Raw genomic sequence first — 25,433 nt, forward strand, 5'->3', positions numbered from 1 at the left:
GTCTCCGAGGGACTCTATCCTTCCTACACGAGGACACGTGAGTAGCCAAGGGCATCTTTGACACGCAACAGCGTTGCATTCGCGATCGCCCCAGCTTTTTCGCGTCCATCGCGCAAGACCAGATCCAGGTAGCCTGTTTCAGCCATGATCTCCTGGTACTTCGCCTGAATCGGTTTCAGATGGGCGATTGTCGTTTCCGTCAGCAAAGGTTTGAACTGTCCCCAACCCATCTCGCGACACTCGGCTGCAACGGCTTCTTTGGTTTGACCAGAGAGCAGCATATACAAGGTTAGTAGGTTGTTGCACTCTGGGCGATCGGGGTCATCAAACACCAGACCTCGGGTGGGGTCAGTTTTGCAGCGCTTGATTTTGTTCTGAATCACATCCGGTGAATCGAGTAAGTTAATGCGGCTCAGTTCCGACGGATCGGACTTGGACATTTTCTTGGTGCCATCCGTCAAGCTCATCACCCGCGCGCCTTCCGCTCGAATCAGCGGGTCAGGCTTTTTGAGGACGGGGCGATCGGGCTTGGCAAACTTGTGATTAAACGTATCCACCAAGTCGCGAGTCAATTCTAAGTGCTGCTTCTGGTCTTCACCCACAGGTACTTTGTCCGCGTCGTAGAGCAGAATATCGGCTGCCATGAGCACGGGATAGTCCAGCAGCCCCACGCTGACATTTTCGCCCTGCTTCACGGCTTTCTCCTTGTACTGAGTCATGTCCGTCAGCCAGTTGAGGGGCGTGATGCAGTTAAGCAACCAGGCAAGTTCGCTGTGCGCCGAAATGTGAGACTGCACAAAGATGGTCGAGTCGTTGAGGTCGATGCCACAGGCAAGATAGAGTGCGGCAATCGTATAGGTATCCTGCGTCAGCGTTGCCGGATTGTGGGGCACTGTAATGGCGTGCAGATCTACCACACAGAAAAAATTGTCGTACTGATGCTGCCCTTCGACCCAGTTACGAATGGCACCCAGATAATTGCCCAGATGAAGATTGCCGGTCGGTTGAACCCCAGAAAGAACCCGTTGCTTCGCCATTTTTTACAGAATGATCATCAAAAAGAGAATCTACCCACAAGGAGACGTGCTGCTGTGGGGCTGATTGTACCGTAGTTAGAGTTACAGTAAAGGAATGTAAACGCCTGAACGCGTCTTCCTTAACGTTTTAGGTAAAACGACAGTACGTCTTTAATTATGACCCACTCTCTGACACCAAATCAGATTGCGCAATTGCAGGACTGCTTCTCACTGGCGCAAAATCCTATGCAGCAGGACGCTGCTCGTCAAGCGATGACACAACTCTTGGGAGCCTTGGAACTTAATGCCACTCCAGCAGAAGTCATCGACGCACTCTGGAACGAACTTTTGACGGCGCGACGTTCTACCGCCTTTTGGGAGCAGATTAGTGATGCCGAAAAGCAAATGGGCGATCGCCTCACGCAAGACAACATCCGTTTACAGCAAAACTACCTGCGTCTGATGCAAGAGCAATAGGTAGGGAGGTGGCGATCAGCGATCAGCTTTTGGGGTGAGCATTGATCGCTGACGGCTGACAGTTGATCGCTAAGACTGCTTTTAACACGACGCTACCAATGGAGGCACAGACCTAACTAGCAGCGTAATGTTTTGTCGTCCAACGACCTGAACCACTTCACCAACGGCAAGCGTGACGTTTTGCTCACACTGAGCCGGCCACCAGGAACCTTGAAAATGAACGCGTCCTCGTGTGCGAGGCGCGATCGTATCCGATACAATTGCACGTCCCCGATAGCTGGGATCAGAGTTGCGTAAGAAGTTGGTTGTAACGCGCTCTATATGCTCATCAAACACGAACGAATTAAAAGCCTTGATCGGATTAAACGTCATCATTGTAGTTTCTCCTTTGGCTAAAGTTTGCTGTGCTTGGGCTTACGTTATCTAGCAATGAGCCGTTTACGCTCCAGCTTTATCCTCCAAATCGATCACCATCCGCTGTTTGAGGCGAATATCTTTGAGGTGGGTCTTGACTGTATTGACAGTAATGTAGAGCTCGATCGCAATCTGCTGATAGGTCAAGCCAGCCCGACGCAATAGCCATACTTCTGTTTGGCGCTGAGACAGGTCGTAGAGGAGAGCTTCAGCGAGTGCCCGGTTTTGCGACGCTTGCCAGCGATTTTCTAGCAACACTGCCAGGTAAGGATGTTGGGGCTCGTCAAGCGTGAGCCATCGCACCCGAATGCGATAAACATTCGATCGATCAATAGCAATCTCCGACTCCATCACAACAGGCTGATTGGCATAAATGTCGCGGCTTTCGATGAGTGCCTTACAGGCTTGCCAGATGGCTTCAGGGACGCGAGGAACGGCGGTTTTGCCCTGATTTAGCTGTTGACAGATGCGGTACGCATAATAGTTGTGATAGATCCACTCGCCGCGATCGGAGAGAATCAAAATGCCGTCAGTCAGACCTTCAAGAACACCCTGCAGCAGGAGGTCATTGGCTTGAGCGAAAGGTTGCGGTTGTTCCAGTTGATTCAGCATAGTTCTCAGGGGCTAGAGAATAGTAGAAAGCTTGTTCAAGCTGGTAACTGGGTAAATAGTGCTGCCTCAGCGACCAGAACCGTTCCAAGAATTAAATGCACCTGTAAATTTGGGATTATGTAGGAACAGGGCATTGTCGTGTTCCTACTGAAAGACTCACCCAAACATCACTCTCAAGCTTGACAAGCAACCGTATTTGTTCCGGATTCATTGAAGTTTGGGTGAATTACTTGAAATTGTATAAAAATGCTTACAGCGTTACACTATCCCTCTCTGCAAAGTTCATTGCCGACAGTAGCTGGTAAGCATTGCAGTTTTGTGCAACCAAATTCGTGCCGACGACTTGCCTTCGTATGTAGTTTTCGGCAAGTATGGAGGTATATTTATGCAATTGCCCTGTCCGTTTCATGCTGCCGACAATGGGTCAGAACATTCCAGAATCAACCAAACTCAGCATTCTAGTCGTTGATGATCATGAGATTGTTCTGGGTGGAACCATTGATTTGCTCAAGCAGCAATATCCACAGGCAGACATTTTGACCGCTCAGACAGTCGCCAGCGCGTTGAGTCAGGTAAAGCTACAGACGCCTGACTTAGTTGTGCTTGACCTTTCTCTGCCCGAAACGAGCGGCAGCAGTGCGCAGGCTGAGTCGGGTGTGCAGCTGCTTAAAACGTTGATGCAAAATTACCCAACGCTCAATTTGACCGTCCAAAGTACGCATGTCAGAGCCCTGGTACGCATCAGACCCGAAATCGATCGCCACAAAGCAGGGTTTACCGTCGCTGATAAAAGCCTCTCTAGCAAAGACATGCTAACGCGTGTAGACTGGGCGCTGAAAGGCATTACCCACACGAAAGACATCCGACGAGGACGCACGCTAGAGGTGAAGCCAGATTGGATTACTGTCCTCAAGCTAGCGTTTCATGAAGGTCTGCAAGATCGATCGATCGCTAAACGGATGCAAGTCTCTGAACGCACCGTGCGTCACTACTGGACGAAGATTCAGGACGTGCTGGAAGTCTACCCCGATGAAGACAAGCAAGACGGCAAAAACATCCGCATTCAAACCGAGATTCGTGCCAGAGAAGAAGGGCTGATTGATTGATGAGGTTTTTAGTTGTTAGTTTTTAGTAGTTGGTTGCAGAAGAGCAAGCAACTAATCACTAATTACTTTCCAAACCGGAGTAAGAGACGGTGCAACGCAAGATCTGGAGCAGCCTGAAAGAAACCGTTTCACTCTGGCGCTGGGCACTGCCAGGGATGGTCGTCATTGGGTTAGTGATGGCAGCGCGGTTCACAGGTTCCCTGCAACGGCTAGAATTACTGGCGCTGGATTCCTTCTTGCAGTTGCGTCCTGCTGAAGCAAAAGACGATCGCATTGTTCTAGTCAGCATTGACGAAGCGGATATGCGGAAAACGGGCTATCCCATCCGCGATCGTGATCTGCTTGATCTGCTAAACACTTTGCAGACCTACAAACCAGCCGTCATTGGCCTGCATATTCTCCAAAATCAAATTGCCGAAACCAACAAGACTGCCCTGTTCGCGGCCTTGAAACAACCCGAAAGGCTGATTGTGGCGGAAAAAATATTACCCGCTTCCGATCAGATTCCCCCACCAGGAGGGTTTTCTGCCGCGCAGGTTGGTCTTATCGACATCGTTCCAGATGGTGATAACCATCTGCGACGCTTACTTCTCGGCGTGTACAATCCCATCGACACTAGCAAATATCGCTTCTCTCTCACCATCCGGCTGGTAGAAACCTATCTAGTCTCTCAAAACCAATCGTTTGCTCTCAAAAACGGTACTCGTGACCCTGAAGCGATGCGCTTTGGTGCCACTGAACTGCCTCGCCTGCTGCCAAATTCAGGAGCTTACATTGGTGCGGATACTAATGGCCCGCAAATGTTGCTCAATTTTCGGAGTGGTCACAGACCCTTTCGAGTACTTTCTTTGAGTGACATTAAAACGGGCAGATTTAATCCAATTTGGTTGCGCGATCGCATTGTGATTGTCGGCATCACCGACCCCAAAATTCGACCCATCATTCCAACAGCAGCAAATGACAGCACCAATTCCCTTGATCTTCAAGCGCATGCTGTGAGTCAGATTATTAGTGCTGTACTGGATGGGCGATCGCTCTTCAATACCTGGGACGATGGTTGGGAATACCTATGGATCATGGGTTGGGGCTTAACTGCAATCGTTTTGGGTCGGAGCACACACACTCCTAGAAACAAACTGATTGGTATTGGCATGGCCCAAGTCGGCTTAATTGGTATCAGCTATTGGCTACTGGCTGGTGGGTGGTGGATTCCAGTGATACCGGCTTCATTGGTTTGGCTCTTGAATGGCATTGGTTGTGCCGCCTTCTACAAGTACGACTGGGTTTTACGCTCCAGGCTAAAAGAAAACCAGCGTGTTATTGAAGAACGTCAAGGCATGATCGAACAAACCTTTGACGTGATTCATAACGGCCCATTACAAACGTTGGCGAGCCTTTTAAGACAAATTCGAGATGGCAAACTGTCACAGGAGCAACTGCTCTTGGCACTTGAGAACCTCAACCGTGAGATTCGGGGCATTGGTGAGCACCTCAAGCAAGAAACGCTGAGTCAAGAAGACAGTCTTTACCTAAGAGACGGGCTTAAGGTAGACCTCAAGCTTCCAATGCATGAGCTGTTTTTTGAGGTTTATAGCAACACGCTGGAGCGATCGGATTTCCCCCGATTTGAGACCCTTAAAATTGCCTGCTATTTTGAACCCATTGAGCAACGGTTCCTAAGCGTTGAACACAAACGCAGCCTCTGCCGCTTTCTGGAAGAGGCCCTTTGCAATGTCGGGAAACATGCTGAGGGGTCAACGCACCTCAATGTCACGGGCACTCAAGCTAAGGATTGGTACTCGTTAGAGGTTAAGGATAATGGTATCGGCATACGTTCGTCCGCTGACGGAGAAGGGACAAAACACGCCCGTAACCTTGCTGCACGCTTAGGTGGTCGATTCCAACGAGAACCGTCATCCCCTAAGGGCACGCTCTGCAAACTCACTTTTCCTCTGATCAAACCTTGGTTTCGGTAAAGGGAATGTCGCAGATTGTGTCTATCAAGTTGGCACTTTTATGCAAGCCCTTGAAAAAGGATCTCGCCTAGACTCTAACTATGCGGGGTGATCTAACCGCAACCGCTTCTTGTTTCCTGGATCGTCTACAGAGACTTATAAACGTCTCTGTCTCCTACTGATCAAAGGGGGAGACATCTACCAAGACTTATCCGGATAAGGCTTTTTACATAAGAGTTACATGGATTAGGCACACTAGCTCTAGGTCACTCTCGCACTAAGGGGCTGTCAAGAAATAACGTCATGGTTTTAAGCTTTCAGCCGTCAGCCGTCACCTGTCAGTTTTTCTCTAATTGCTGAACGCTGAACGCTGATAGCTCAGCCAAAATGTGCCGTTATTTTTTGACAGGTCCTAAGAATCAGGGCGATCGTCCCTGAAAGGCATTTTTCAACTGTCGTGTTGAGAAGGCACAAATCAGACTGTGCACTCTACCTCAAATAGCTCACTGTATGTAACCCACCTTTAGAACCATGACAAAGCAACGTATCTTTTCCACCCTAGCTCGACGAAGTCACGTTCTGAGCGCTGGGTTGGCTGTCACTGCGATGATTCTGTCGCAGTACAATCCGCCTCCGCCAAAAACGCCTCCGGGTCGGCAGACATCGTTTACAACCAGTGCGCAGGACATTGCGAAGGTGCCGCAACTACACGTCTTGTTTGAGAGTTGAACAACGATAACCCTTAAGGGAAAAACGCATTGCGCCTTGTCGTGATGCGTTTTTTTATAGAAGCGAGATTCTGACTGCAAAGAGTTTAGAAACTGGGTTACTTTTGAAAGTACGCGTTTTGTGTAGATGTTAACGCAGACTTTGAAGCACGGTTTTCGATCGCACAATCTGATCCTGACTAAAACCCGCTTCATCCAAATAGTTGAGAAAAGCAGCATCGTTATACCGTGGATCAACGCTGAGCGCTTGACGGTATGCCTGATGCGCTAAAGCGGTTTCCCCGTTTCCCCAATGCGCGATCGCTAACGCTACAAAGGGGTGTGGATTGTTTGGCTCTAGCTTGGCGGCAGTTTTAGCAGTAGCGATCGCCCAGTTATATTGCTTGATCCGCTCAAAGGCAAGACTGAGATTATAGGAGGGAATTTCGTTGTCAGGTTGTAGCATCGCTGCCCAACTGTGAGCCGCGATCGCAGCCGTCAGTCTCCCCTCCACAAGATAGACAATGCCCAGCGCATTGAGGGTTTGAACATTAAAGGGATTCAGTTGCAAGGCTTGAAGGAGCGTGTCGGCAGCAGCGTCGTTCTGTCTAGCTTTGTGCTGTGTCCAACCCAGTAAGATTTTTCCAGAAAGATTAGTGGGTTCAAGGGCAACCGCTTGCTGAAGAGCCGCGATCGCCTCCGGGTAACGCTCTTGTTCGCGATAGCTCAAGCCTTGCTGTCGATACGTTTCCGCCGATGTTGCTAACGCAGGTATATCTGATAGCAGAGCACCCAGAATTACCCCTAAAAACAACAATCCCTTCATCCCTCATCCCTCAGCTTTTAGCGGTCAGCTCTCAGCTCTCAGCCATCAAAATTAACTCAAAACTCTCTAGCGTAGCGGCGCAAAGCGCTACTCAAAACTCAAAACTTTCATCCTTCATCTTTTAGCCTTTCTTCAGCTTCTGGCACGTTGGACAAAAGTGTGCCGATCGCCCTGCCATTCTAAGGCGTTCGATCGCGCTTGTACAATTGCGGCAACTATCACCATCACGTCCATACACCCAGGCAGACCCGCCATAGTTACCATTCACGCCCGCTACACTACGGAATGTCCGAAACGTGGTGCCCTTTGCCTCAATGCTGGCTTGGAGTACCTGGACGATATTCGATCGCAGTCGTTTGATTTGGGGCTGGCTGAGATGAATGCAGAGTGTTTGGGGATGAATGCCGCTCAGAAAGAGTGCCTCATCGGCATAGATGTTGCCAATGCCAGCGACGATCGTCTGGTCCAGTAGCGCATTTTTGATGGGGCGACGACGCTGGAGTTGTTGAGTCAGGTAGGCAACCGAAAACTCCTCTGCAAACGGTTCTGGGCCGAGCTGCTGCAAGCCTGTGATAATTTGCTCCGGCGCATTCTCTGGAGGCACCCACCACATCTGCCCAAACGTGCGCTGATCCACAAAGCGCAATTCTTTACCATCGCCAAAGAATAGCCGCACTCTCGTATGTTTTTCCAGTGGTTCGGTTTGGTCTACCCACAACAGTTGACCTGTCATGCGGAGGTGCACGCCGAGCCAGCTAGAAGTGTGAGGTGTGAGGTGTGAGGTGTGAGGTTTAAGAGAGTAAGTGGCGTAGGGAGAGGCGGCGATCGGGCGATCAGGAAATGTAAGAACGTTAGTTTCCCCGTTGCTAACCGCTGACTGCTGATAGCTGATAGCTGATTTTTCCAACTCCGCCAACAAATACTTGCCGCGTCGATGCCATTGGACGATCGCGCTTCCCTGCAAGCCCGTCAAAAAATCTGGCACTGAAAAAGGGTGGGCGATGGTGCGGTCAAGCAACACATCTCCACCCTCAATTGTTTGATGCAGGGTTACGTCATTTAAACCCCGCCGAACAGTTTCAACTTCGGGCAATTCAGGCACAGGATGCTGTAAATCCTAGACAATGGACTCCAGTTTAGCGTCCCTTGTCCCTTGTCTGAAGCCCAAGCCAATCTATCTTGCTTCAGTACCCTGATTAGCATCACCTTCAACGCCACCGCTACCGCCAGGAGCATCTGCTGTCTGGGCAGGAGTTGCGCCTCCAGCCACTTCTGCAGCGCCACCTGTTTTGCGGATGCCAGCTTCAATCGGTGTTTGCTTCCCGCCGGATGCTGCTTTGCCGCCTGCTTTCTTCGAAGGTGGTGCCACTTCAACCACTTCACTGGCAGCAAAGTTGTTGGTGTTGACACCAGCGTAGTTAACTTTATCGAAGCGAACAATGACGGAGTATTTGATACCGCTCTGATCGATCGACGCAACTGTCCCATAGTCTTGGAACCAGTAAGACTCTTTGCGAAGAATTTTGACTTTAGAACCGCGCTGAACCATGAGTGTTATTCCCTCTTATTGTTAAGCTTCAACTCATACAGCTTTATTGCCCTTAACTTTACTACGAACACAAGACACATTCAGCGCGGGTGTCAGAGGTTGAAACAATCTGAAATATTTCGAGTAGCCATTAGTGGTCAGCGGTCAGCGGTTAGCCCGTATAGAGTTTCCGCGCTGCCACTCCCTACTCCCTACTCCCTACTCCCCACTCCTCACCCCATAATTCCTGCCTCTCCACTGTTTAGGTGTTTGGATTGAAGACAAGAAAATCCTGAGTACCGCGATCGGGTCTGCAAGGGGAGAGAGCCAGAAAAGCCAGGCAGAGTTTGACTGAGTACGATCGCAGGATGGGGCGATCGCAAAGTTGAGTCCGATGCGGATTAGCACCAGTAACAGGTTTAGGCTAAAAGCAGCGAGAGTGGTTAGGGTAGCAGTGCCGCCAAGGACATGGCTCAATAGCAGTAGCACGATCGGGATTGGTAACCCCTGTACTGCCAACAACAGCAGCCAATCGCCCCAAATTTGACTGGGGGAAGCGGCATCCTTGAGGTCGAGCGATCGCCCCCATTCGCGCCATGTTTCGGCAGCCCCTTCATACATCCGCACCTTCAGCACGTTGGCGCCATCCAAAAAGGCAACTCTGCCACCTTGCGCCGCGATCGCCCGCACCAGGGTGACATCATCACAGAACGATCGGCGCGCCACTGTGTAACCGCCTATCTGAACTAGCTGCGATCGGCGGCAAAAAAAGCACTGCCCGTTTGCCATCACCCGCTCTGGCCGATTTTCGGTTTCGCCTGCTGGCCCAAAGCGATAAACCAGAGTCATCAAAAGAGCTGGATGGAGCAGCAATTCGCCTGGATATTTAAGCAGGAATTGTGGTGCGAGTGAAATCAAGTCATAGCCTTCGTCCAAGGCCGTCGCCAGCAGACTCGCAACCAATCCGGGTTGTGGCTGAGTATCGGCGTCGATGCCCAACACCCAATCACTTTTCTCAGCACTGGACAAAAACCCGTGATGCAGTGCCCACGGACGACCGACCCAATCACTGGGTAACGGGTCATCATTCATAAGGCGGAAGCGTGGGTCGGCTTGCTGGGCTGCTTTGACTAAAGCGGGAGTGCTGTCGCTGGAATGACTATCCACAACCAGAATTTCTCGCACTTCATAGCTTTGACGGCTAAGCCCAACAAGACAGGGCGTCAGGCGCTCTGCCTCGTTCAACGTCGGAACCACAATACTCACCGTACCCAACTGCTCAGGGGTGGGGGCTTTGGGAAGCAGTGGCGGATAGCGGCCAGGGCCACGCAATAAACGGGAAAGCAGAATCGCGATTGCTGGCAGTTGCGCCAGAAGTAGCCCTAACAACAAGGCGTCTCTACTCACGAGGATGATTTTGATACAACCGCCACAGGTACATTGGGGACGGAACCCTTTAAGGCGGTTGCCTTTTCGGTTTCGCTGCGGGGCTGAGCGGCATCGTTGGTGCTCGTGCCCGCATCCGACCCGTCACCAGGCTTGGCAAGCCACCACAGACCCATTGCTGGCAGCACGCCCAAAATGGCACCGATCACGGTAGGAATCCAAAACCGCGCATCTAACTGGTTCACCGTGATGATGGCGCCAAAGGCAAAATTGACCAAATAAATAATGAGCGGCACCGTTAGCTGCGATCGAGAAAGGGTGATCGTCGTGTTTCGCCAGCAAAATGCCGCTACCGACATAAACAGAGCACCTGTTCCCAGCCAACCAGACAGATTGCGATAGGGCATCCCAAAGAACTGCCCTGGATCGCGGAATTCCCAAAAAGGATAGGCTGTCTGACTCATAGCAGGATCAAGCACAAAGTCCCAGGCAGTCAGGAGCAAGGCACCCACTGCGATCGCGCCTATTGTCTTGACCCAACCTTTCATACCGATCGCCTCTAGCCCCACCCATGCCAAAAGGAAAGTCGATAACCCCACGTAAAACCAGGAGAGGGGAATCGTAAAAGGCACTAATCCAGCAATTTTGTAGCCCAGACCGTTCAAGTAGCCGTAATGCCCAAACGGGAAGCCTGTGCTGGTTCCTAGTAATTCGCTGCTGAGGGAGAGCCCGATCGCGGGCAACATAAATAGCAGCCAGGCACGCCATCCCAGCGTGCGATACGCATAAAGAGCGACGGTCGCCGCCCCCAACAAAATGTAGACAACCCCACCACCCGCCATACTCCATCCAAAGAGAGCTTGACCAAACGCAGGTAGCGTGCCGATAAATTCAGGATTTGGTAAGACTAATAGCAAACCTGCTAGCCCAAAGACCAACGATAGAATATGACCTGTCAGACAAAAACGCTCGATTACAACCAGCTGTCTCATGGAGACTCCTCAAAACACAGGGCACTGAAAAACCGCTAGCTATAAGTTTACAAATGTTTATGAAAATAGTGCAGGTCGCGATCGTTTTTAGCTGGAATTGGTAGAGAAAAAGCAGAGAGAACCAATTCAGCAAGGCAAGCGATTAGAGAAGGCGGCATAATCAGCTTCGCTAACCCACCCCCATAATCCAACAAATTTACCGTATTGGTCAGATAAAAGAGACGAAGAGCCGCAACAGATGTTTTGCAGCCAGCACTTCGCAATACACGTCAATCAGATGTGATATCCTAGACTAGAAGTAAGCCAGCAGGAGCTGGTTGCTTTTGCGGGATGTGGCGCAGCTTGGTAGCGCACTTCGTTCGGGACGAAGGGGCCGTGGGTTCGAATCCCGCCATCCCGATTATTTTAGCGTCTACTGTTAGTCAGAACTGGAAGCCAGCGCGCTGGGCTGATAGCAGATGCCTGCTTGCTTGAAGCGTCGTAGGGCTTCTCCCAGACGATCGCAGTCAGCAATCAAGCTAATGCGAACATAGCCTTCACCACCACTGCCAAAAGCGTTACCGGGCGTAACCACCACACCGGTTTCTTGCAAAACAGAGAGCGCAAAATCTGTAGAACCGATGCCAGGAGGACATTCAACCCAGAGATACATCGTGGCACTGGGTTTGGGCACCGTCCAACCTAGTTCGGCAAGCCCTTGAATCAAAAAATCACGACGGGTGCGATAGCGAGCCTGTACTTCGTGTAAGTAGACATCGGGAAGTTGCAGTGCCGTTTCAGCAGCGGTTTGCAGAGCCGCAAAAATGCCGTAGTCCAGGTTTGTCTTCAGCGTGCGTAAGCCCTGCACAATGTGGCGATTACCAACCACAAAACCGACCCGCCAACCTGCCATATTGTAGGTCTTGGAGAGGGTATGAAACTCTACCCCAATCTCCTTGGCACCAGGAATTTCGAGCAAGCTGGTGGGCTGGTAACCGTCGAAGGCAAGCTCAGCGTAACAAAGGTCGTGCACTAGCAGAATTTCGTAGTGACGGGCAAAGGCGACAATTTCTTCAAAAAACTCGCGAGGGGCAGTTGCAGCGGTGGGATTGCTAGGGTAGTTGAAATACAGGATTTTTGCCTGCTGGGCGATCGCTTCAGGAATGGCTGTTACATCAATCAGCCAGCCGTTTTCTGGTTTAAGTATCAAGCTATGAATGGTTGCTCCCGCAATCAGCGGCCCCCGGAAGTGTGCCGGGTAGGCAGGGCTGGGTACCAACACCACATCGCCAGGATTCACATAGGCCAGTGCGAGATGTGTCAATCCTTCTTTAGACCCCAACAGCGGCAGTGCTTCGCCTTCGGGGTCTAGCTTGACGTTGTAGCGGCGGTAATACCAGTCCGTAATCGTACGCCGGAAGCTTGCGGTTCCTTCAAACGGTGGATAGCCGTGATTAGCCGGATCTTGTAAGGCCGCGATCGCCGCTTCCACCACTGGGGTTGGGGTTGGTCCATCCGGGTTACCCATTCCCAGATCAATCAGATCCAATCCTTGCTCCCTGGCACGTACTTTGAGTTCATCCAAACGAGCAAAGACGTAAGGAGGCAGCGATCGCAGACGATCGGCAGGCTTAAGCCAATCTAAGGTCATGCCGTCACCTCATTGGTAGAGTGAGGGGCGAGGGGTGAGGGGTGAGGGGTATGGCTTATGCCCTCTTCGCGGTGTGGGTGAGAGGCTGGTTGTTCACTCCTCTCTCCTCTCTCCTCTCTCCTGACCTCTTTTGCTGTTGTTGACACCATTGCTGCCATCAGTTGCGCTGTTTCTACTGCAAAGGGGAGACGGTGAATATCGGAAGACTCAGCACACGCGATGGCTGCCGCTTGCTGTAAGTCAGCGATCGACACAGTTGTAAGGCCCAGATCATCAAGGCTTTGAGGCAAGCCAATCTCGCCGTAAAACTTCAAGAGCTGCTGGCGGGAAGTCGCAGCTAACTGGTTACCTTGCACAATTTCTTCTAACCGCAGCTGCACCAAAATACCATAAGCGACTTTCTCGCCGTGCAAAGTATCGTGGCTAGCAAGCAGATTGGTCAAGCCATTGTGAACCGCGTGAGCAGCAACGGTACGGCATTGGGCACCACCCAAGCCACCAATCACGCCAGCAAGTAGCACGGTAGCATCCACCACTTCTTGCCAGGTTTGGCCACCCGGTTCCTCAAGGGCAAGCGCCGCCTTCTGAAACAAAATATCACGCAACACTCGCGCCTGCTGCACCGCTGCAATGATCAGGGTTTGCTGCGAATGACCACTGCTGACCGAGGCTTCATACCACTTGGCGATCGCGTCACCAATGCCCGCAACCAATGTCCGCCGGGGGGCCGTTTGCACCAGGTCATAATCCAGTACGAGCAAATCAGGGCAGCGCACAAGCGCCACATCATACTGAAACGCGCCTTGGTCAGAATAGACATTGGAAAGCGCTGTCCAGGCGGCACAGGTTGCGGCTGAAGTCGGGATCGTGACGATGGGTAGCTGCTGGTAGTAAGCCAACAGTTTGGCGGTATCCAGCGCTTTACCACCGCCAATGCCGATGACAACATCGGCACAATGCTGCTTAGCCGCCTTGATCAGGGTGGCTAGCGTCGTCTCGCTGCAATCAGGGCTATAGGACATCCAGGCAGTCTGGAGGGCTTCGCGCTCTAGGGCTGGCTGCAACTGCGGTTGCATGGTTGCCAGGGTATGGTTACCGCCAATCACGAGCGGCCGCTGCCCCAACTGCACGATCGCGCCACCCACCTGAGCCAACAACCCGTGACCGCGTAATACCTGTGCTGGAGCGATCGTAAGCGGGGGTTGAAACGCAATGTTTGAATGAGACATAGCAGAAACGGAGTGGAACGCTAGACGGGAGAGATGGGAGCAGTGCGGGTGCTAAAGCTGAAGCATGGCATCAGTCTAAAGCAACCATCCAGAGCCTATAAGCGACGCTCAGTCTGCCGGCTTCGGGGCTGATGGTTTCGTCGGCAAAAGCGCTAGCTGCTCACGATCAATTTCGACGATCCCAGCCTGATCCGTCGGGGAGGCAAGCGACGGCTTCACCTGACCCACGTACACGGGTTGAGAGACCCCTTCCTTGGGATGGAGAATGGCTCTGGCGCGAATCGTCATTGTGGCTTCGCCCTGCGACAACCGCCCTGTGGAGTAAAGATCAATCGCTGCCTGTTGCAGCGTCGCATCAAGTGCGGTTTCGGTAATGGTCGGTGGCACCACAATCACCACCTGGGAAGCGCCAGAGTCAAAGACACGGACGTACTTAACGGCACCAGGAATCTGCGGGCGATCGTGCAACCCTAACCCCAGCGCAAACAGACCACCCGTCAGCACACCCATGAAGCCGGTGATGCCAACCAGGCGAAACCGAATGCCCCACTTCAGCAGCCAGCCCAGAACCATCAGAGCCGCGCAGAAGAGGGTGAAATACCCTGACCAGATGGCGATCGTAACCAGTGGAAAACCAAACAACATGCGATTCACGAGAAAAGAGCGACGAACTTAAGCCTCAGACAACCAGACTTTGACACGCTCCAAACTTTGCCAGCCCGGTTTGCGTACAAAACCATCCTCAATATTCTGCGCAACTTCGTCACGCAATTCAGGTACCGCCATGACAAGTTGCTGCACGATTTCGATATGCTGCCGCACACCTTTTTTAGAGGTCTCTAGCATCGCCAACACCAAGTTGACCCGTGCTTGGGGATCTTGAGGATTCAGCTTGACGGCCTTTTGTGCAGCTTCGTAAGCCTGGTTGGGCTTTTCAAGCAGTAGGTACAGCCACGCCAGACAAGTCCAGGCAGAGCTACTCTTACGGGAGCGATTGCATACCTCTTGAAACACCGGAATCAGCGTTTCAGGGGCTTCGCCTGCCTTATAGCGCTCAATGCCTTCGTCAAAGAGTGAGTCAACAGTTTGAGTCATAGGTCAGAAACTAAAATTGTTAGTTGTTGGTTGTTAGCAGTTCACACTAAAAACTAACAACTAACGCTTAACAACGATGAAGCTAAGAGCTAAGCCGAGAACGATTTGCCACAGCCGCAGGTTTGGTCAGCGTTGGGGTTAGTGAACTGGAAGCCGCCACCAATCAACGCATCGCTATAGTCCAGTACTAAACCATACAGGTAAAGTAAGCTCTTAGGATCGCACACAACTTTGAAGCCGTCGTAGTCATAGACTTCATCCGTTGGCTGAATATTGCTGGCGTCTTCAAAGTTCATGGTGTAAGACATGCCAGAGCAGCCACCGCCCTTGACACCTACGCGCAAACACAAATCCTGCCCCTGTTTTTCCCGAAGCAGCAGAACGTGCTTCAGAGCAGCATCTGTCATGAGAATACCTTGCCGTTGCGATTGCGCTGTTTGCGTCATTGCTTAAAAAGCTCCTTGCCAGTATTCAGTCTCAACCGTGCGTACCTATTCATCCATACTATCAGGGATAAATCACACCTGGGTAGGCACGTGGGAGCATAGTTGACTGGCTAGGACTGTAAATTTCTTCTACCCTGGAGGCTTAGCGCGTTTTGCCTTGATCTTTGAGCCTGAACGGCTGGTACTCGTAGGTAGTGCAACAGGAGGAACCAGATTAATGTTTAAGATAAGTATCTGCTCCCGATCGGTTAGGTTCGTTTTAAATAATCTTTGTCGATTTTGGTCGATCGTCCTTTTTTAGCGTTAACTGGCTCCTGAAAGTTTTATGACTGCGCTCAACCTCTCGACCCGTCGTCGCCTCAAGCAACTACCGCAAATTGCCAGTGTTTGGGAAGGCGATCGCCGTCCGCTGGTTTCTGGCCTTCCACCCACGACTGACTGGACTGATGCGGGCACCGAGCCACAGCCCAACGGTGAGTGCATTCTCTGGGTTGATGGTTCGCAAGGCATGGTGCGGGCAATGGATGTCGTGACGCCGGATACGGGACCAGAGGCAGTGGTGCGAACCTTGCTGCGGGCGATGGAGCATCCTCACAACCCCAACAGTCCAGCGCGTCCGCAAAAAATTGTTGTCAGCGATCGCGAACTCCTGTTTTTTCTGCGCGGTGTTTTACAAGATCTTGACATTGTCTTGGACTACGTACCCTCATTACCGCTCATTGACGAGATTTTTCGAGGCTTCCAGGAGGCCGTGAGCAGCCGCCCGCCACAACTACCGCCACAACATGCGGAAGATTTACCAGACAAGGCGATCGACATCTGGCACGATGCACCCTGGGATGTGTTTGCTGATCATCAAATATTGGCGATCGAGATCAACCGATGGGACTTAACCACCCTTTATGCCTCGGTCATGGGTATGTTAGGCATGGAGTTTGGCGTACTGTTCTACCGTTCGCTTGAGTCGCTTAAACGCTTTCGGCAGCGCGTCTTAGCAAACGAGTCGCTAGAAGCAATGGAAGAGGCCTTTTTAGGTCAGGATTGCTTATTCGTCACGTTTGAGAGCGATCGTGATGACGATAGCAATGATGTCGATCTCTCTACATTGCCGATCGACGCGATCGAACCTGTCTTTGGCAATCTGCATCCGCTGGAAGGACTACGCTCTTTCTTGTACGACGAAGAAGCGGCTGCCCTGCTCGTCTCGCTAGAGGCACTCCATCGCTTCTTGCGCCAACATCACTCCAAGTTTGAAGCGGATGCGTTTCCAGGCATTAGCAGTCGCTACCGTATTCCGTTGCCAGACAGCGAGACAAACCAGACGACGCAAGTTTCTATCAAAGTCTCAACCATGCCCGATCTCGCCACCGAACTGTTGGCGATGGCAGACGCTGAGGAAACAGACGATGTCGACTTTCCGATCGTGCGGGATGATTTAGTGCCAGCCAACTCGTTTTTGAGCCTGGGTGTGGTGCCGTGGGAAATGCTGGATGTGCTGCGATCGGGCACAGCAGAGCATTATCCACTACCAAACGTAAAGGTTGCAGGTGACGGTTTCCCAGTCGTCATGATCCAAACCTCGCGGCCTAAAGCAAAGACCCTGATTGAAGCGCTTAAAGCAGCCGGTGGACTGCAAGCTATTTGCTTCAACCCCGGTGCCGACCCACTGGGGAGCGCACGGTATGACCTGGGGCTATTTCAAACCGGCAATGGCGATCTGCATCTCTTTGGCGAATTTGGCGACGACGACCCGGCCCACATTGCAGCACGCAAAAAGTGGGATCAGCGTTGCAAAAAGACCGAGGGCTGTTGCGGTTTGATTATTGCTAAAGGACTGACAGGAGCCAGTCGCGGCGATCCTCAATTCAAAGACATGGTGGCGCTCTTTGAAGCCCGGTCACTAACTTCAAAAGAGCTTGCCCTGGGAACGCTCCAGCTACACTTAGCGGCAGATTGGCTGTAGGAGACTATTGAGAATAGCGATCGGCGATCAGCTTTTCACTGCCTCCTGCTTCCCGATCGCCACTACTGTCCCACATTACCCAGCCGATTTTGGGCTCTATTGCGCTCTTTACTGATTTGCTTGATCAGCCCTGGGGGCAATTGGTTTTGTTTCGCTAGTGCTTTATCAAAATAGGCTAAGCTACCGCGATTATCGCCCTTGCGAACCAGAATTTGCGCCTTTAGATAGAGCACATCTGGGTTATTGGGCGTTGCTTGAAGGGCGCTGTCAACGGCTGCGAGAGCTTTAGCGGGCTGGTTCAAGTCTCGATAACCCAGTGCCATTCCTCGATAGGCGAGATAGCGTGGATTAGCGTACTGCTCTAGACGGTTGATTGCTTCAGCAGGGCTGGAAAACGGTAGGTTTAAGGAAACGAATAAATCAATGTAGCCCCGCAACAGATTTAACTCTGGATCACTAGGGTCTACTTTTTCGGCAGCATCCATGTATTTAAAGGCTTGCTGAATTTCGCCCAGTGCTTGAGGCGTACCCTTGACCGTGCCATCTTTGCTAAAGATATAGGCCCCTTCCAAAAAATGTCCCACTGCCTGGTAAAGGTTACCTCGTAGGGGATCTTTAGCCACTAGCGCTGCCGCAGTTTGCCGGGTCTGATCGGCGTAGGTGTTGAACTGGTCTAGCAGCGCTGCTTTCTTTGTATCCTCTCGTTCCCCATCCCACGCGATGTAGGTTAAGGATGCTCGGAGGGCTTGAGTGAGTGGATCGCTAGCCTCAGCCTGCTGAGCATACTTAGCAGCGGTAATGTAGTCTCCTTGTTGAAAGAGGGCTTTGAACGCAGCTTCTGTTCGATCGCCAATGGGTTTGGCGTTCGTTGTCCGAAACGGATCTTTTGCGAGCACAGGACTCGCCCATAGGCTTAGAGAAACCAGCGCAGCACTGGTAAGGCGCAGCAAACGATTGGGAGCAGTTTGCGCAAACGCATTCAACGTATCGGGCATAATATTCCGGTTGATCGAGTTTGAGACAGCTTGATCGAGTTTGAGACATCAATACTAACTTGGAACTAAGTTCGTTAGAGTGATAGTGAAAACCTCTGCTCCGAAGAATTTTCCTCTGGTCTGAGCTAGTCATTGCGGGACAATCACCCTCGAAGACTCACATCCTAGCGATCGACGCTTCATTATCCTGGCAGACGTACATAAGCCTGATCGATTAAATACCGTGACGCAGTGGCTGGGAGCAAGTTCCGATAGCACTGTGATGCTGACAGACTTGTGATGCTGATAGACTGCGATCGGTTGTCTCTTCTTTCTTCACTATCCGAATGGTATGCTCCAACTCAAAAACCTGACTTACCATCCCACTGCCAGTCATACCGCCATTCTCAAAGCCATCAACCTTCAGATTGCGCCCCAGCAGATGGGCTTAGTCATTGGCCCCAGTGGTTCTGGTAAAAGTACGTTACTAGAAATCCTGGCAGGGCTGGCAGAAAAAACGAGCGGCGGTATTTTTTGGCGCGATCAAGAGCTGATTCCACTACAGCTACAACAACTCAGTGGCCTGGTGTTTCAGTTTCCAGAGCGACACTTTTGTGGCAGCAGTATTTTGGAAGAGTTGCGTTTAGGTCATCCAGAATTAACGAGCGATCGCATTGAGCAAGCCCTCACCGAAGTCGGACTCACCCACCTACCCCTGCAAACCTCGCCCGATTCACTAAGCGGCGGTCAGCAACGTCGTCTTGCTTTTGCAGTGCAGCTCATTCGCCAACCGAATCTACTCTTGCTGGATGAACCCACTGCTGGCTTAGACTGGTCGATGCGGCAGCAGCTGATTGGGTTGCTGGCAAAGCTCAAAGCTCACTGGAGTCTGCTCGTCGTCTCTCACGACGCTGGAGAGTTGATAGACATTGCCGATCAATGCTGGACTCTGAGCCACGGTGATCTCACGGCGGTGAGTCCGGCCGAGTTGAAAGCCCGCACAGCAAATCCGTCTGTGGTGCGTTAGTCTGTGACGCATTAAAGGGATGATGGGATGGAGACGAAGGAGCTAACGGTGGAAGAAACGGAACAAGGGACAACGAGCACGGTGCAGGCAGGTGGAGACGTCGCGATTGCAGGCGCATGTGTCGGCACAGAAAACGCTACGGGCTCTCTCGCCACCGAGCAACCAGCAGACCTCATAGCTACGCCCCAAACCTTGCCGACGCTAGAAGGGCTTTGGCAGCTAACGCTGGATTGGCAGCCTAACGCACTACAGCAAGCGCAATTCCAGCAGCTTTACACCTTGATTCTGGCAGGCAATCATCAGTTCAATCTCACCCGCATTACAGAGCCAACGGAGTTTTGGGAGAAACATCTGTGGGATTCGTTGGTGGGATTGAAGGCGTTTTTACAAGCGGTCAGCGGTCAGGAAGCGGTCAGCAGTCAGCAGTCAGCAGTCAGCAGTCAGGAGGCAGAGGTCAGCGGTCAGCAGTTAGCGAGCAGCCAGCAGCAGTCAGGAGTCAACGGTCAGCACACCGCAGAGCGGAAGCAGGCTACAGCGGTCAGCGGTCAGCTGGAAGCAGAGGGTAGAGCGGATGCTGACCTACCGCCAATTTCAAAAGCGCCCTTCAAGGCGATCGACATTGGCACAGGTGCAGGTTTTCCGGGTCTTCCTGTCGCGATCGTGCAACCAACGTGGGCAGTCACCTTGCTGGATTCAACGCGCAAGAAAATGACGTTTCTAGACCATGTGCTTGCCACCATGGGGTTGACCAATGCCATGACGTTAGCGGAACGGGTCGAGCAGGTCGGGCGGCAGAAGCACCAGCGTCAAGCATATGATTTGGCATTTATCAGAGCGGTGGCAACAGCCACTGTGTGTGCGGAGTACGCGCTACCGTTATTGAACATCGGTGGTCGTGCGGTGCTCTATCGGGGACAATGGACAACCGACGAAATGACTGCTTTGGAAGGGGCTGCTGCGCAACTGGGAGGCGCGATCGAGACCGTTGAGTCTTTTATAACGCCATTAACCCACAGCGTGCGCCACTGCATCATTTTGAAAAAAGTTGCCCCGACACCGACAGCCTTTCCACGTGCGGTCGGTGTACCAACGCAGAACCCGCTTTGAGTGTGCTCCGCCTTCTAGGGTGCCTCACTACTGGGTACTGAGTTTTTTCCGCCTGCGCTGTTGATTCTCGACCCAAACTTTGCCCGCCCTCACTAAATCTGCAAACTGCGTCAGGATGGGCGTGCGATCGACCCAACCGGGTGTCAGGTCACTGCGAGAACTGCGCTGCCATCCCAAACTGGGAGACGCCAGTAGCGTAACAACATCAGGATTGCGCTCGCGGAAAAATGAATAAGCGCCGTCAATATACATCGGCCCACCATCGGGATGACCTGCCGGACGATGTTCCGCTGCTTCAAGAAACGCAATCAGGCGATCGAAGATCCTAGCGTTAACGGCGTAAAAATGAGTCATCAGCACCCGCCCAGAATAGGGTTGAAGAGAGGCCTGTGATGATACGTCAGCGAGAGCCTCGATGTGACCAAAGTAGACGAAGTCCCAAGCGGCTTGCTGAAGCTGCTCGACCAATACGCGCTGCACGGCAACGAACCGATCGTCAATGCTTACGTCATCTTCCAGGATTAAAACATTGGCTAGCCCCTCTGCCCGTGCTTGCTTAAGAATCGCCAAATGACTCAAAAAGCAACCATAAACACCGATCCCAGGAAAACCCGCCGCTGTATCTGGTCGAATGGCTGGGAAAATTTCAATTTTAGACGGTGTTAGTGGTAGCCCAGCCGACTCCATTTCTTGCAACAATATCTGACGTCGATCGCGTCTGGACGGTAAGTTAATCGCGTAAATACGATCAACATAGTCTTTTATTTGCATCTCTAGAAATCCTTAACTTGCATCGATAAGCTGCAGTGAGGCAAATTCAACACCTAGCCCTTTGGAGCCAAGAGTGACTGGCTGAATCTAAAGAGAAAACCTCTCAGCCCAAAACAAAATTGCTGTTGCGTGGAGAACCTGAGTTCAATCCACTACAAATCCCCCCCAAAACACCTCCAAACAATCGATTTTGCTGCCTTAATAGCCAACAAAAGATCGTCAGAAAGCAAGACAGCTTTAAAACCATCAATTGACTTTCAGACTACTGAAGGAGACGATTGGAATTGAGGAGGATCTCGGGGGGATTTCAGGGGATATCAACGAAAACTTTGACGTGACGAGATTCGGCAACGATCACCAGCGACGGCTACCTGGTTCGCAACCTTGCGAATGCCTCAAGATGACTACAGCGACACTTAAGCCACCTTTTGCCCCTATGACTTTACTACAGACCGAGCGAGAAGCTGGGTAGGGAGGAACACAATCATTTGCTCGCTGTGAAACTCAACCGCGTTTTTGCAGCAGCCAGTGTGACGTTGATGCTTGGCAACGGCCTCTTAATGCCGTCCGCTAGGGCGACGGGAAACGGGGGATCGCGCACCACGTTCGCCTTCAGAATGTCGTGCTGTGCGTGGTTGTGGGGCTGTTTGGGGCGATCGAGAAGGGGCGCGATCGGGGCGCTTCCCACGCGATGCTTGTCCCCGCTGCCCATTTTGGATCGGTTCTGGCTTTGCATGTGGGTTGGGCTCAAAGCCAGGAACGATTTCTCTTGGTAAGGGCTGTTTAATCAGCCGTTCAATATCTGCCAACAGCTTGAGTTCATCAACACAGACCAGCGATGCTGCTTCCCCTACCGAACCCGCACGCCCTGTGCGACCAATACGATGGACATAATCTTCTGATACATTCGGCAACTCAAAGTTGACTACATAGGGTAAATCGCTAATATCAATGCCTCGCGCCGCAATATCCGTGGCTACCAACACCTGCAAGCTGCCATCTTTGAACTTGGCGAGTGCACGAGTACGCGCTGCCTGACTCTTGTTGCCATGAATCGCCAGCGAGGGGATGCTATCTTCGGTCAATTGCTTAACTAACCGATCGGCACCATGTTTTGTCCGCGTGAAAACCAGTACCTGAAACCAGTTGTGCTGCTGAATCAGGTGTGCCAGTAGCTGACGCTTCTTGTCACGGTCTACGGGATAGACCTTCTGAGACACTGTGTCGGCTGTTAGGTGGCGACGTGCTGCCTCAATCATCGTTGGGCGATCGAGCAAGCTTGCGGCAAACGCCTTAATGTCGCTGGAGAAGGTTGCGGAGAACAGTAGATTTTGCCGTTGGCTGGGCAGCAGCGCTAGAATCCGGCGAATATCGCGGATAAAGCCCATATCCAACATGCGATCGGCTTCATCCAACACCAGGATTTCGACGCGCGATAAATCGACTGTTCCTTGCTGCACGTGATCGAGCAAGCGTCCTGGTGTCGCCACCAGAATATCAACGCCACTTTTCAGCCGTTGAATCTGAGGGCTCATACCAACGCCACCAAAAATGGTCATTGAAGTGAGTTTTAGGTACTTGCCATACTCACGCACACTTTCTTCCACTTGTGCAGCTAATTCACGCGTTGGGGTGAGAATCAAGGCTCTAATCGGCGCGCGTTTTCGGGGCTGACTGATTTTGTTAGAGGGGCGTTGGTCAGAAGGGCGATCGTGGCTCACTTCAGACAGGCGATGCAGAATGGGAAGAGTGAAACCAGCGGTCTTGCCAGTACCAGTTTGAGCACCTGCTAGCAGATCACCACCCGATAGCACAGCGGGAATTGCCTGTAGTTGAATCGGCGTGGGCTCAGTGTAGCCCCGCTCAGTGACAGCACGAACAATGGCATCGGAAAGACCGAGAGTGGAAAACGACATAAAGCTCCAGTAGTAGCATCAGCCCCCGCCAATAGCAGCGTCAGTCTTAGGCGGACGAATCAATGTTGACGGGCTGAAAAGGCAGTAACGCTAAGACTGGACGCGAATGCCACAGCTTTGCATTCTAACAGAGTGCGACCATTTGTGCGGTTTGGCGATTGTCTAGTAAGGAGTTGTGCCCTGATAGCTGGTGCCATCTGGCATAATGGCCCAATCTAATCTGGCGTTTGACAAATTGGCACCCCGTAAATCGGCGTTTTCCATGTTGGCATAGCGGAGGTCAGCCCCACTCAAATCGGCGTTTTTCAGGTTGGCATGGATGAGGATAGCACCATAGAGACTGGCACCCTGCATGGAGGCATGTTCAAGACTAGCGTTTCTGAGATTTGCATCCCGCAGTTCAGTCTGCTTTAAAATCGCGTCCTTCAAGTTTGCTTGCGAAAAGCTGGTATTTAATAATTGAGCTTGGCTAAGGTCAGCCCCGCTCAAGTTAGCTTTGCCCAAATCAGCCCCCTGTAAATTGGCCGCTTTCAAACTAGCCGCATTTAATTGTGCTCCTTTCAATGTCGCGTTAATGAGTTTGGTTTGGCTCAGGTTCGATCGCGTGAGATTGGTCTGGCTCAAGTTGGCTCGGCTCAAATCAACGCCATGCAAATCAATGCCGCTCAAATTGCATTGCACACACTTCTTGGTTCGTAAAAGCTGTTCTGGTGTGATGGACGCCCCGCTCAGGTTCGCCTGGACTGAGCGATCGTTTGTGTTGGCAGGCTGTTGTTCAGGTACATTAGCTGTAACGGCTGGCTCTAACGTTTGCTTGAGTTTCACTACGCTAACCAAACAAGTTGTGAGCAGTGCGACGACGATGAGAAGCGTTCTGAAGTTCATGAATTTAATCAACGCAATGTAAAGCAACGCCTCTGCGTAATCACAGCGCGTTCCTTGTACTCTTCGCGTTGAGCGGTCTTAACCGGGATAAGGCGCTTAAAGTTTCGGTAAATCAGCAGTCGTATAACTGCCGAGGCGCTGCGAAACAAGTTAAGACGTGTATGGAGACACGATATTTCTGGTTGTTTTCATCGTTGTTGAGAGACCTTCAACCAGTTAGTAGTGTTCCAAATAGGTCGTATTTACCCGTAGAGACTTTACCTACAGCGCCTCTATTAGCACGAGTCAGCTAGCACGAGTCAGCCACATGGTTAGAACACTACTGACAAGAGCTACATCTGCTTAAAGTCTCATTCCTGAATGCGCCAGCCAAGCTTTGGTTCAATGGCTCAATCTTTAGGTTGCACTACCGCTCTCCAACTTTGTCTATCAACTCTTTTGCCACTTGGAGCGGTACATATGAATAGTTCTGTCTTTGAAAAAGTTTTGTTGCCGGCCATGCTCACATCCTGTACCGTTTTTTCGGTGCTGATGGTGGGGTTTATTCCACGCCGACCAGAACCCATTACGATCGAGCCATCTGATCGCATTGAAGCGTCTGAAGATATCAATCATCGTGATTCAGTCATTCGACACATAGGCATGTCGATCGTGCTGAGCGTTGGTGCTGGCATTACAACAGCAGAAATGATTCGTAAGTGGGGACGCTTGCGGGATGGCACTTCAGGGTCGCAAGTGTTTAGCGCTCAGGCAATGCTGCAAGCGGTTGCCATGCCAGATCTGGCTCTACCCGTCGATGGGTTTGCAGCCTCACTCAGCAGCATGACTGGGAATGGTATCTTGTCAGACGAGCGGACAGAATCTTACAAACAAACCGCTGTCTTAGCTCCCGATCGAGTCGGTGCTGCGTCGCAACCAGAGCTACCGCGGTTTCTCTTCCAACGCCCGTTGGCACTGCCGACTGAAACCGTGAACTGGTTTCTACCCACTCAAACTGACGAGACTCTGTTAGGCAGTGCTTTAGGCAGTGTACCCGCAAAAGGGTTGAAGGTCATGGACTGGCAGCCCACGGAGCAAATCATTTTGGCATCGCGTGAGCAGTACGAAACCTGCCGCGTTTATCTGGCTGATGCGCCAGAACGCCTGTTAGCTATTCTCTTTCAGGGAGAATACTATCGGTTCGTCAAGGTCTCGTTCGATCGCGAACAGGCTCTTAGCCTCGCAGCAACGATCGAACAGAGAGGTGAAATAGCCGTTATGACAAACACCGATGATCGCTATGGCGTGTGGGTTTTGGCACCAAGTGCTTACCCGGAGACGATCGCGGCTGTGGGCGCTGACGCTTGATGCGATCGAGAACCAGCACAGACC

At 51.7% G+C, this 25,433-nt stretch carries 25 protein-coding genes and 1 tRNA gene; 9 read left to right on the forward strand and 17 right to left on the reverse strand.

What is annotated here, in order from left to right; translation table 11 throughout:
- Positions 1-23: 23 nt before the first annotated feature.
- A complete protein-coding gene (gene trpS, locus C7B82_RS14530) occupies positions 24-1,037 on the reverse strand; it encodes a tryptophan--tRNA ligase (protein WP_106257002.1) in 1,014 nt (337 codons plus the stop codon).
- Between the two features lie 156 nt (positions 1,038-1,193).
- Between trpS and C7B82_RS14535 the strand changes: the two genes are divergently transcribed.
- Positions 1,194-1,493, forward strand: coding sequence for a hypothetical protein (locus tag C7B82_RS14535; protein ID WP_106257003.1), 300 nt, complete (start codon positions 1,194-1,196; stop codon positions 1,491-1,493).
- Between the two features lie 81 nt (positions 1,494-1,574).
- Here the strand turns inward: C7B82_RS14535 and C7B82_RS14540 are convergent, their stop codons facing one another.
- Positions 1,575-1,868 carry an NfeD family protein gene (locus C7B82_RS14540; RefSeq protein WP_219904401.1) on the reverse strand — a complete coding sequence of 98 codons (294 nt, stop codon included), beginning with the start codon at positions 1,866-1,868 and terminating at the stop codon, positions 1,575-1,577.
- 63 nt (positions 1,869-1,931) lie between these two features.
- The gene (locus tag C7B82_RS14545) at positions 1,932-2,519 is read right to left on the reverse strand and encodes a helix-turn-helix transcriptional regulator (RefSeq protein WP_106257004.1); all 588 of its coding nucleotides are present in this window, start codon (positions 2,517-2,519) and stop codon (positions 1,932-1,934) included.
- Positions 2,520-2,926: 407 nt separating this feature from the next.
- Between C7B82_RS14545 and C7B82_RS14550 the strand changes: the two genes are divergently transcribed.
- The 3 genes from C7B82_RS14550 to C7B82_RS14560 all read left to right on the forward strand — a co-directional run bounded on the left by C7B82_RS14550 (position 2,927) and on the right by C7B82_RS14560 (position 6,309).
- Positions 2,927-3,625, forward strand: a complete 699-nt coding sequence (locus C7B82_RS14550; protein ID WP_245939901.1) for a response regulator transcription factor — start codon at positions 2,927-2,929, stop codon at positions 3,623-3,625.
- Positions 3,626-3,714: 89 nt separating this feature from the next.
- Positions 3,715-5,601, forward strand: a complete 1,887-nt coding sequence (locus tag C7B82_RS14555) for a sensor histidine kinase (RefSeq protein WP_219904403.1) — start codon at positions 3,715-3,717, stop codon at positions 5,599-5,601.
- A gap of 510 nt (positions 5,602-6,111) precedes the next feature.
- Complete coding sequence (locus C7B82_RS14560) at positions 6,112-6,309, forward strand: hypothetical protein (RefSeq protein WP_106257005.1); 198 nt, start codon at positions 6,112-6,114, stop codon at positions 6,307-6,309.
- A 129-nt stretch (positions 6,310-6,438) separates the two neighbouring features.
- Here the strand turns inward: C7B82_RS14560 and C7B82_RS14565 are convergent, their stop codons facing one another.
- From C7B82_RS14565 to cruF, 5 genes are all read right to left on the reverse strand, one after another.
- Positions 6,439-7,113, reverse strand: coding sequence for a tetratricopeptide repeat protein (locus C7B82_RS14565; RefSeq protein ID WP_106257006.1), 675 nt, complete (start codon positions 7,111-7,113; stop codon positions 6,439-6,441).
- Between the two features lie 121 nt (positions 7,114-7,234).
- Positions 7,235-8,215 (reverse strand): DNA-formamidopyrimidine glycosylase, encoded by a 981-nt coding sequence (locus C7B82_RS14570; RefSeq protein WP_106257007.1) that lies wholly within the window; start codon positions 8,213-8,215, stop codon positions 7,235-7,237.
- Between the two features lie 72 nt (positions 8,216-8,287).
- Positions 8,288-8,662: a photosystem I reaction center subunit IV gene (locus C7B82_RS34670; RefSeq protein WP_106257008.1), complete on the reverse strand. Its 375-nt coding sequence runs from the start codon at positions 8,660-8,662 to the stop codon at positions 8,288-8,290.
- A gap of 198 nt (positions 8,663-8,860) precedes the next feature.
- Positions 8,861-10,048, reverse strand: coding sequence for a 2'-O-glycosyltransferase CruG (gene cruG, locus C7B82_RS14580; RefSeq protein WP_245939902.1), 1,188 nt, complete (start codon positions 10,046-10,048; stop codon positions 8,861-8,863).
- Positions 10,045-11,019 carry a gamma-carotene 1'-hydroxylase CruF gene (cruF, locus tag C7B82_RS14585; protein ID WP_106257010.1) on the reverse strand — a complete coding sequence of 325 codons (975 nt, stop codon included), beginning with the start codon at positions 11,017-11,019 and terminating at the stop codon, positions 10,045-10,047. The genes cruG and cruF overlap by 4 nt, the downstream gene beginning before the upstream one ends.
- 326 nt (positions 11,020-11,345) lie before the next feature.
- On the opposite strand from cruF, the gene C7B82_RS14590 reads away from it, so the two are divergent.
- Positions 11,346-11,419, forward strand: a tRNA-Pro gene (locus tag C7B82_RS14590).
- 18 nt (positions 11,420-11,437) lie between these two features.
- On the opposite strand, the gene C7B82_RS14595 is transcribed toward C7B82_RS14590, so the two are convergent.
- The 5 genes from C7B82_RS14595 to C7B82_RS14615 all read right to left on the reverse strand — a co-directional run bounded on the left by C7B82_RS14595 (position 11,438) and on the right by C7B82_RS14615 (position 15,419).
- Positions 11,438-12,649 carry an aspartate aminotransferase gene (locus C7B82_RS14595; protein ID WP_106257011.1) on the reverse strand — a complete coding sequence of 404 codons (1,212 nt, stop codon included), beginning with the start codon at positions 12,647-12,649 and terminating at the stop codon, positions 11,438-11,440.
- Positions 12,646-13,878 carry an iron-containing alcohol dehydrogenase family protein gene (locus tag C7B82_RS14600; protein ID WP_106257012.1) on the reverse strand — a complete coding sequence of 411 codons (1,233 nt, stop codon included), beginning with the start codon at positions 13,876-13,878 and terminating at the stop codon, positions 12,646-12,648. Before C7B82_RS14600 ends, C7B82_RS14595 begins: the two co-directional genes overlap by 4 nt.
- Positions 13,879-13,986: 108 nt before the next feature.
- On the reverse strand, positions 13,987-14,523 hold the full coding sequence (locus C7B82_RS14605; protein WP_106257013.1) for a Ycf51 family protein: 537 nt from the start codon (positions 14,521-14,523) through the stop codon (positions 13,987-13,989).
- Positions 14,524-14,550: 27 nt separating this feature from the next.
- The gene (locus tag C7B82_RS14610) at positions 14,551-14,973 is read right to left on the reverse strand and encodes a tetratricopeptide repeat protein (RefSeq protein ID WP_106257014.1); all 423 of its coding nucleotides are present in this window, start codon (positions 14,971-14,973) and stop codon (positions 14,551-14,553) included.
- 89 nt (positions 14,974-15,062) lie between these two features.
- The gene (locus C7B82_RS14615) at positions 15,063-15,419 is read right to left on the reverse strand and encodes a HesB/IscA family protein (RefSeq protein WP_106257015.1); all 357 of its coding nucleotides are present in this window, start codon (positions 15,417-15,419) and stop codon (positions 15,063-15,065) included.
- A gap of 325 nt (positions 15,420-15,744) precedes the next feature.
- On the opposite strand from C7B82_RS14615, the gene C7B82_RS14620 reads away from it, so the two are divergent.
- On the forward strand, positions 15,745-17,382 hold the full coding sequence (locus C7B82_RS14620; RefSeq protein ID WP_106257016.1) for a DUF6930 domain-containing protein: 1,638 nt from the start codon (positions 15,745-15,747) through the stop codon (positions 17,380-17,382).
- 62 nt (positions 17,383-17,444) lie between these two features.
- On the opposite strand, the gene C7B82_RS14625 is transcribed toward C7B82_RS14620, so the two are convergent.
- Positions 17,445-18,377, reverse strand: coding sequence for a Sll0314/Alr1548 family TPR repeat-containing protein (locus C7B82_RS14625; RefSeq protein WP_106257017.1), 933 nt, complete (start codon positions 18,375-18,377; stop codon positions 17,445-17,447).
- Positions 18,378-18,708: 331 nt separating this feature from the next.
- Here C7B82_RS14625 and C7B82_RS14630 point away from each other — a divergent pair, with 331 nt between their 5' ends.
- Together C7B82_RS14630 and rsmG are read left to right on the forward strand one after the other, a co-directional pair.
- Positions 18,709-19,383 carry an ABC transporter ATP-binding protein gene (locus tag C7B82_RS14630; protein WP_106257018.1) on the forward strand — a complete coding sequence of 225 codons (675 nt, stop codon included), beginning with the start codon at positions 18,709-18,711 and terminating at the stop codon, positions 19,381-19,383.
- A 27-nt stretch (positions 19,384-19,410) separates the two neighbouring features.
- Complete coding sequence (gene rsmG, locus C7B82_RS35125) at positions 19,411-20,490, forward strand: 16S rRNA (guanine(527)-N(7))-methyltransferase RsmG (RefSeq protein ID WP_281258981.1); 1,080 nt, start codon at positions 19,411-19,413, stop codon at positions 20,488-20,490.
- A 27-nt stretch (positions 20,491-20,517) separates the two neighbouring features.
- Here the strand turns inward: rsmG and C7B82_RS14645 are convergent, their stop codons facing one another.
- The 3 genes from C7B82_RS14645 to C7B82_RS14660 form a co-directional block, all read right to left on the reverse strand.
- Positions 20,518-21,261: a glycosyltransferase family 25 protein gene (locus C7B82_RS14645; RefSeq protein WP_106257019.1), complete on the reverse strand. Its 744-nt coding sequence runs from the start codon at positions 21,259-21,261 to the stop codon at positions 20,518-20,520.
- 557 nt (positions 21,262-21,818) lie between these two features.
- Positions 21,819-23,177 carry a DEAD/DEAH box helicase gene (locus C7B82_RS14655; RefSeq protein ID WP_106257021.1) on the reverse strand — a complete coding sequence of 453 codons (1,359 nt, stop codon included), beginning with the start codon at positions 23,175-23,177 and terminating at the stop codon, positions 21,819-21,821.
- A 162-nt stretch (positions 23,178-23,339) separates the two neighbouring features.
- Entirely contained in the window at positions 23,340-24,062 is a 723-nt protein-coding gene (locus tag C7B82_RS14660) for a pentapeptide repeat-containing protein (RefSeq protein ID WP_106257022.1), read from the reverse strand.
- A 459-nt stretch (positions 24,063-24,521) separates the two neighbouring features.
- On the opposite strand from C7B82_RS14660, the gene C7B82_RS14665 reads away from it, so the two are divergent.
- The gene (locus tag C7B82_RS14665) at positions 24,522-25,409 is read left to right on the forward strand and encodes a hypothetical protein (RefSeq protein ID WP_106257023.1); all 888 of its coding nucleotides are present in this window, start codon (positions 24,522-24,524) and stop codon (positions 25,407-25,409) included.
- The last annotated feature ends 24 nt before the right edge of the window (positions 25,410-25,433 follow it).

It is taken from the genome of Stenomitos frigidus ULC18, assembly GCF_003003795.1.
GTDB lineage: Bacteria > Cyanobacteriota > Cyanobacteriia > Leptolyngbyales > Leptolyngbyaceae > Stenomitos > Stenomitos frigidus_A.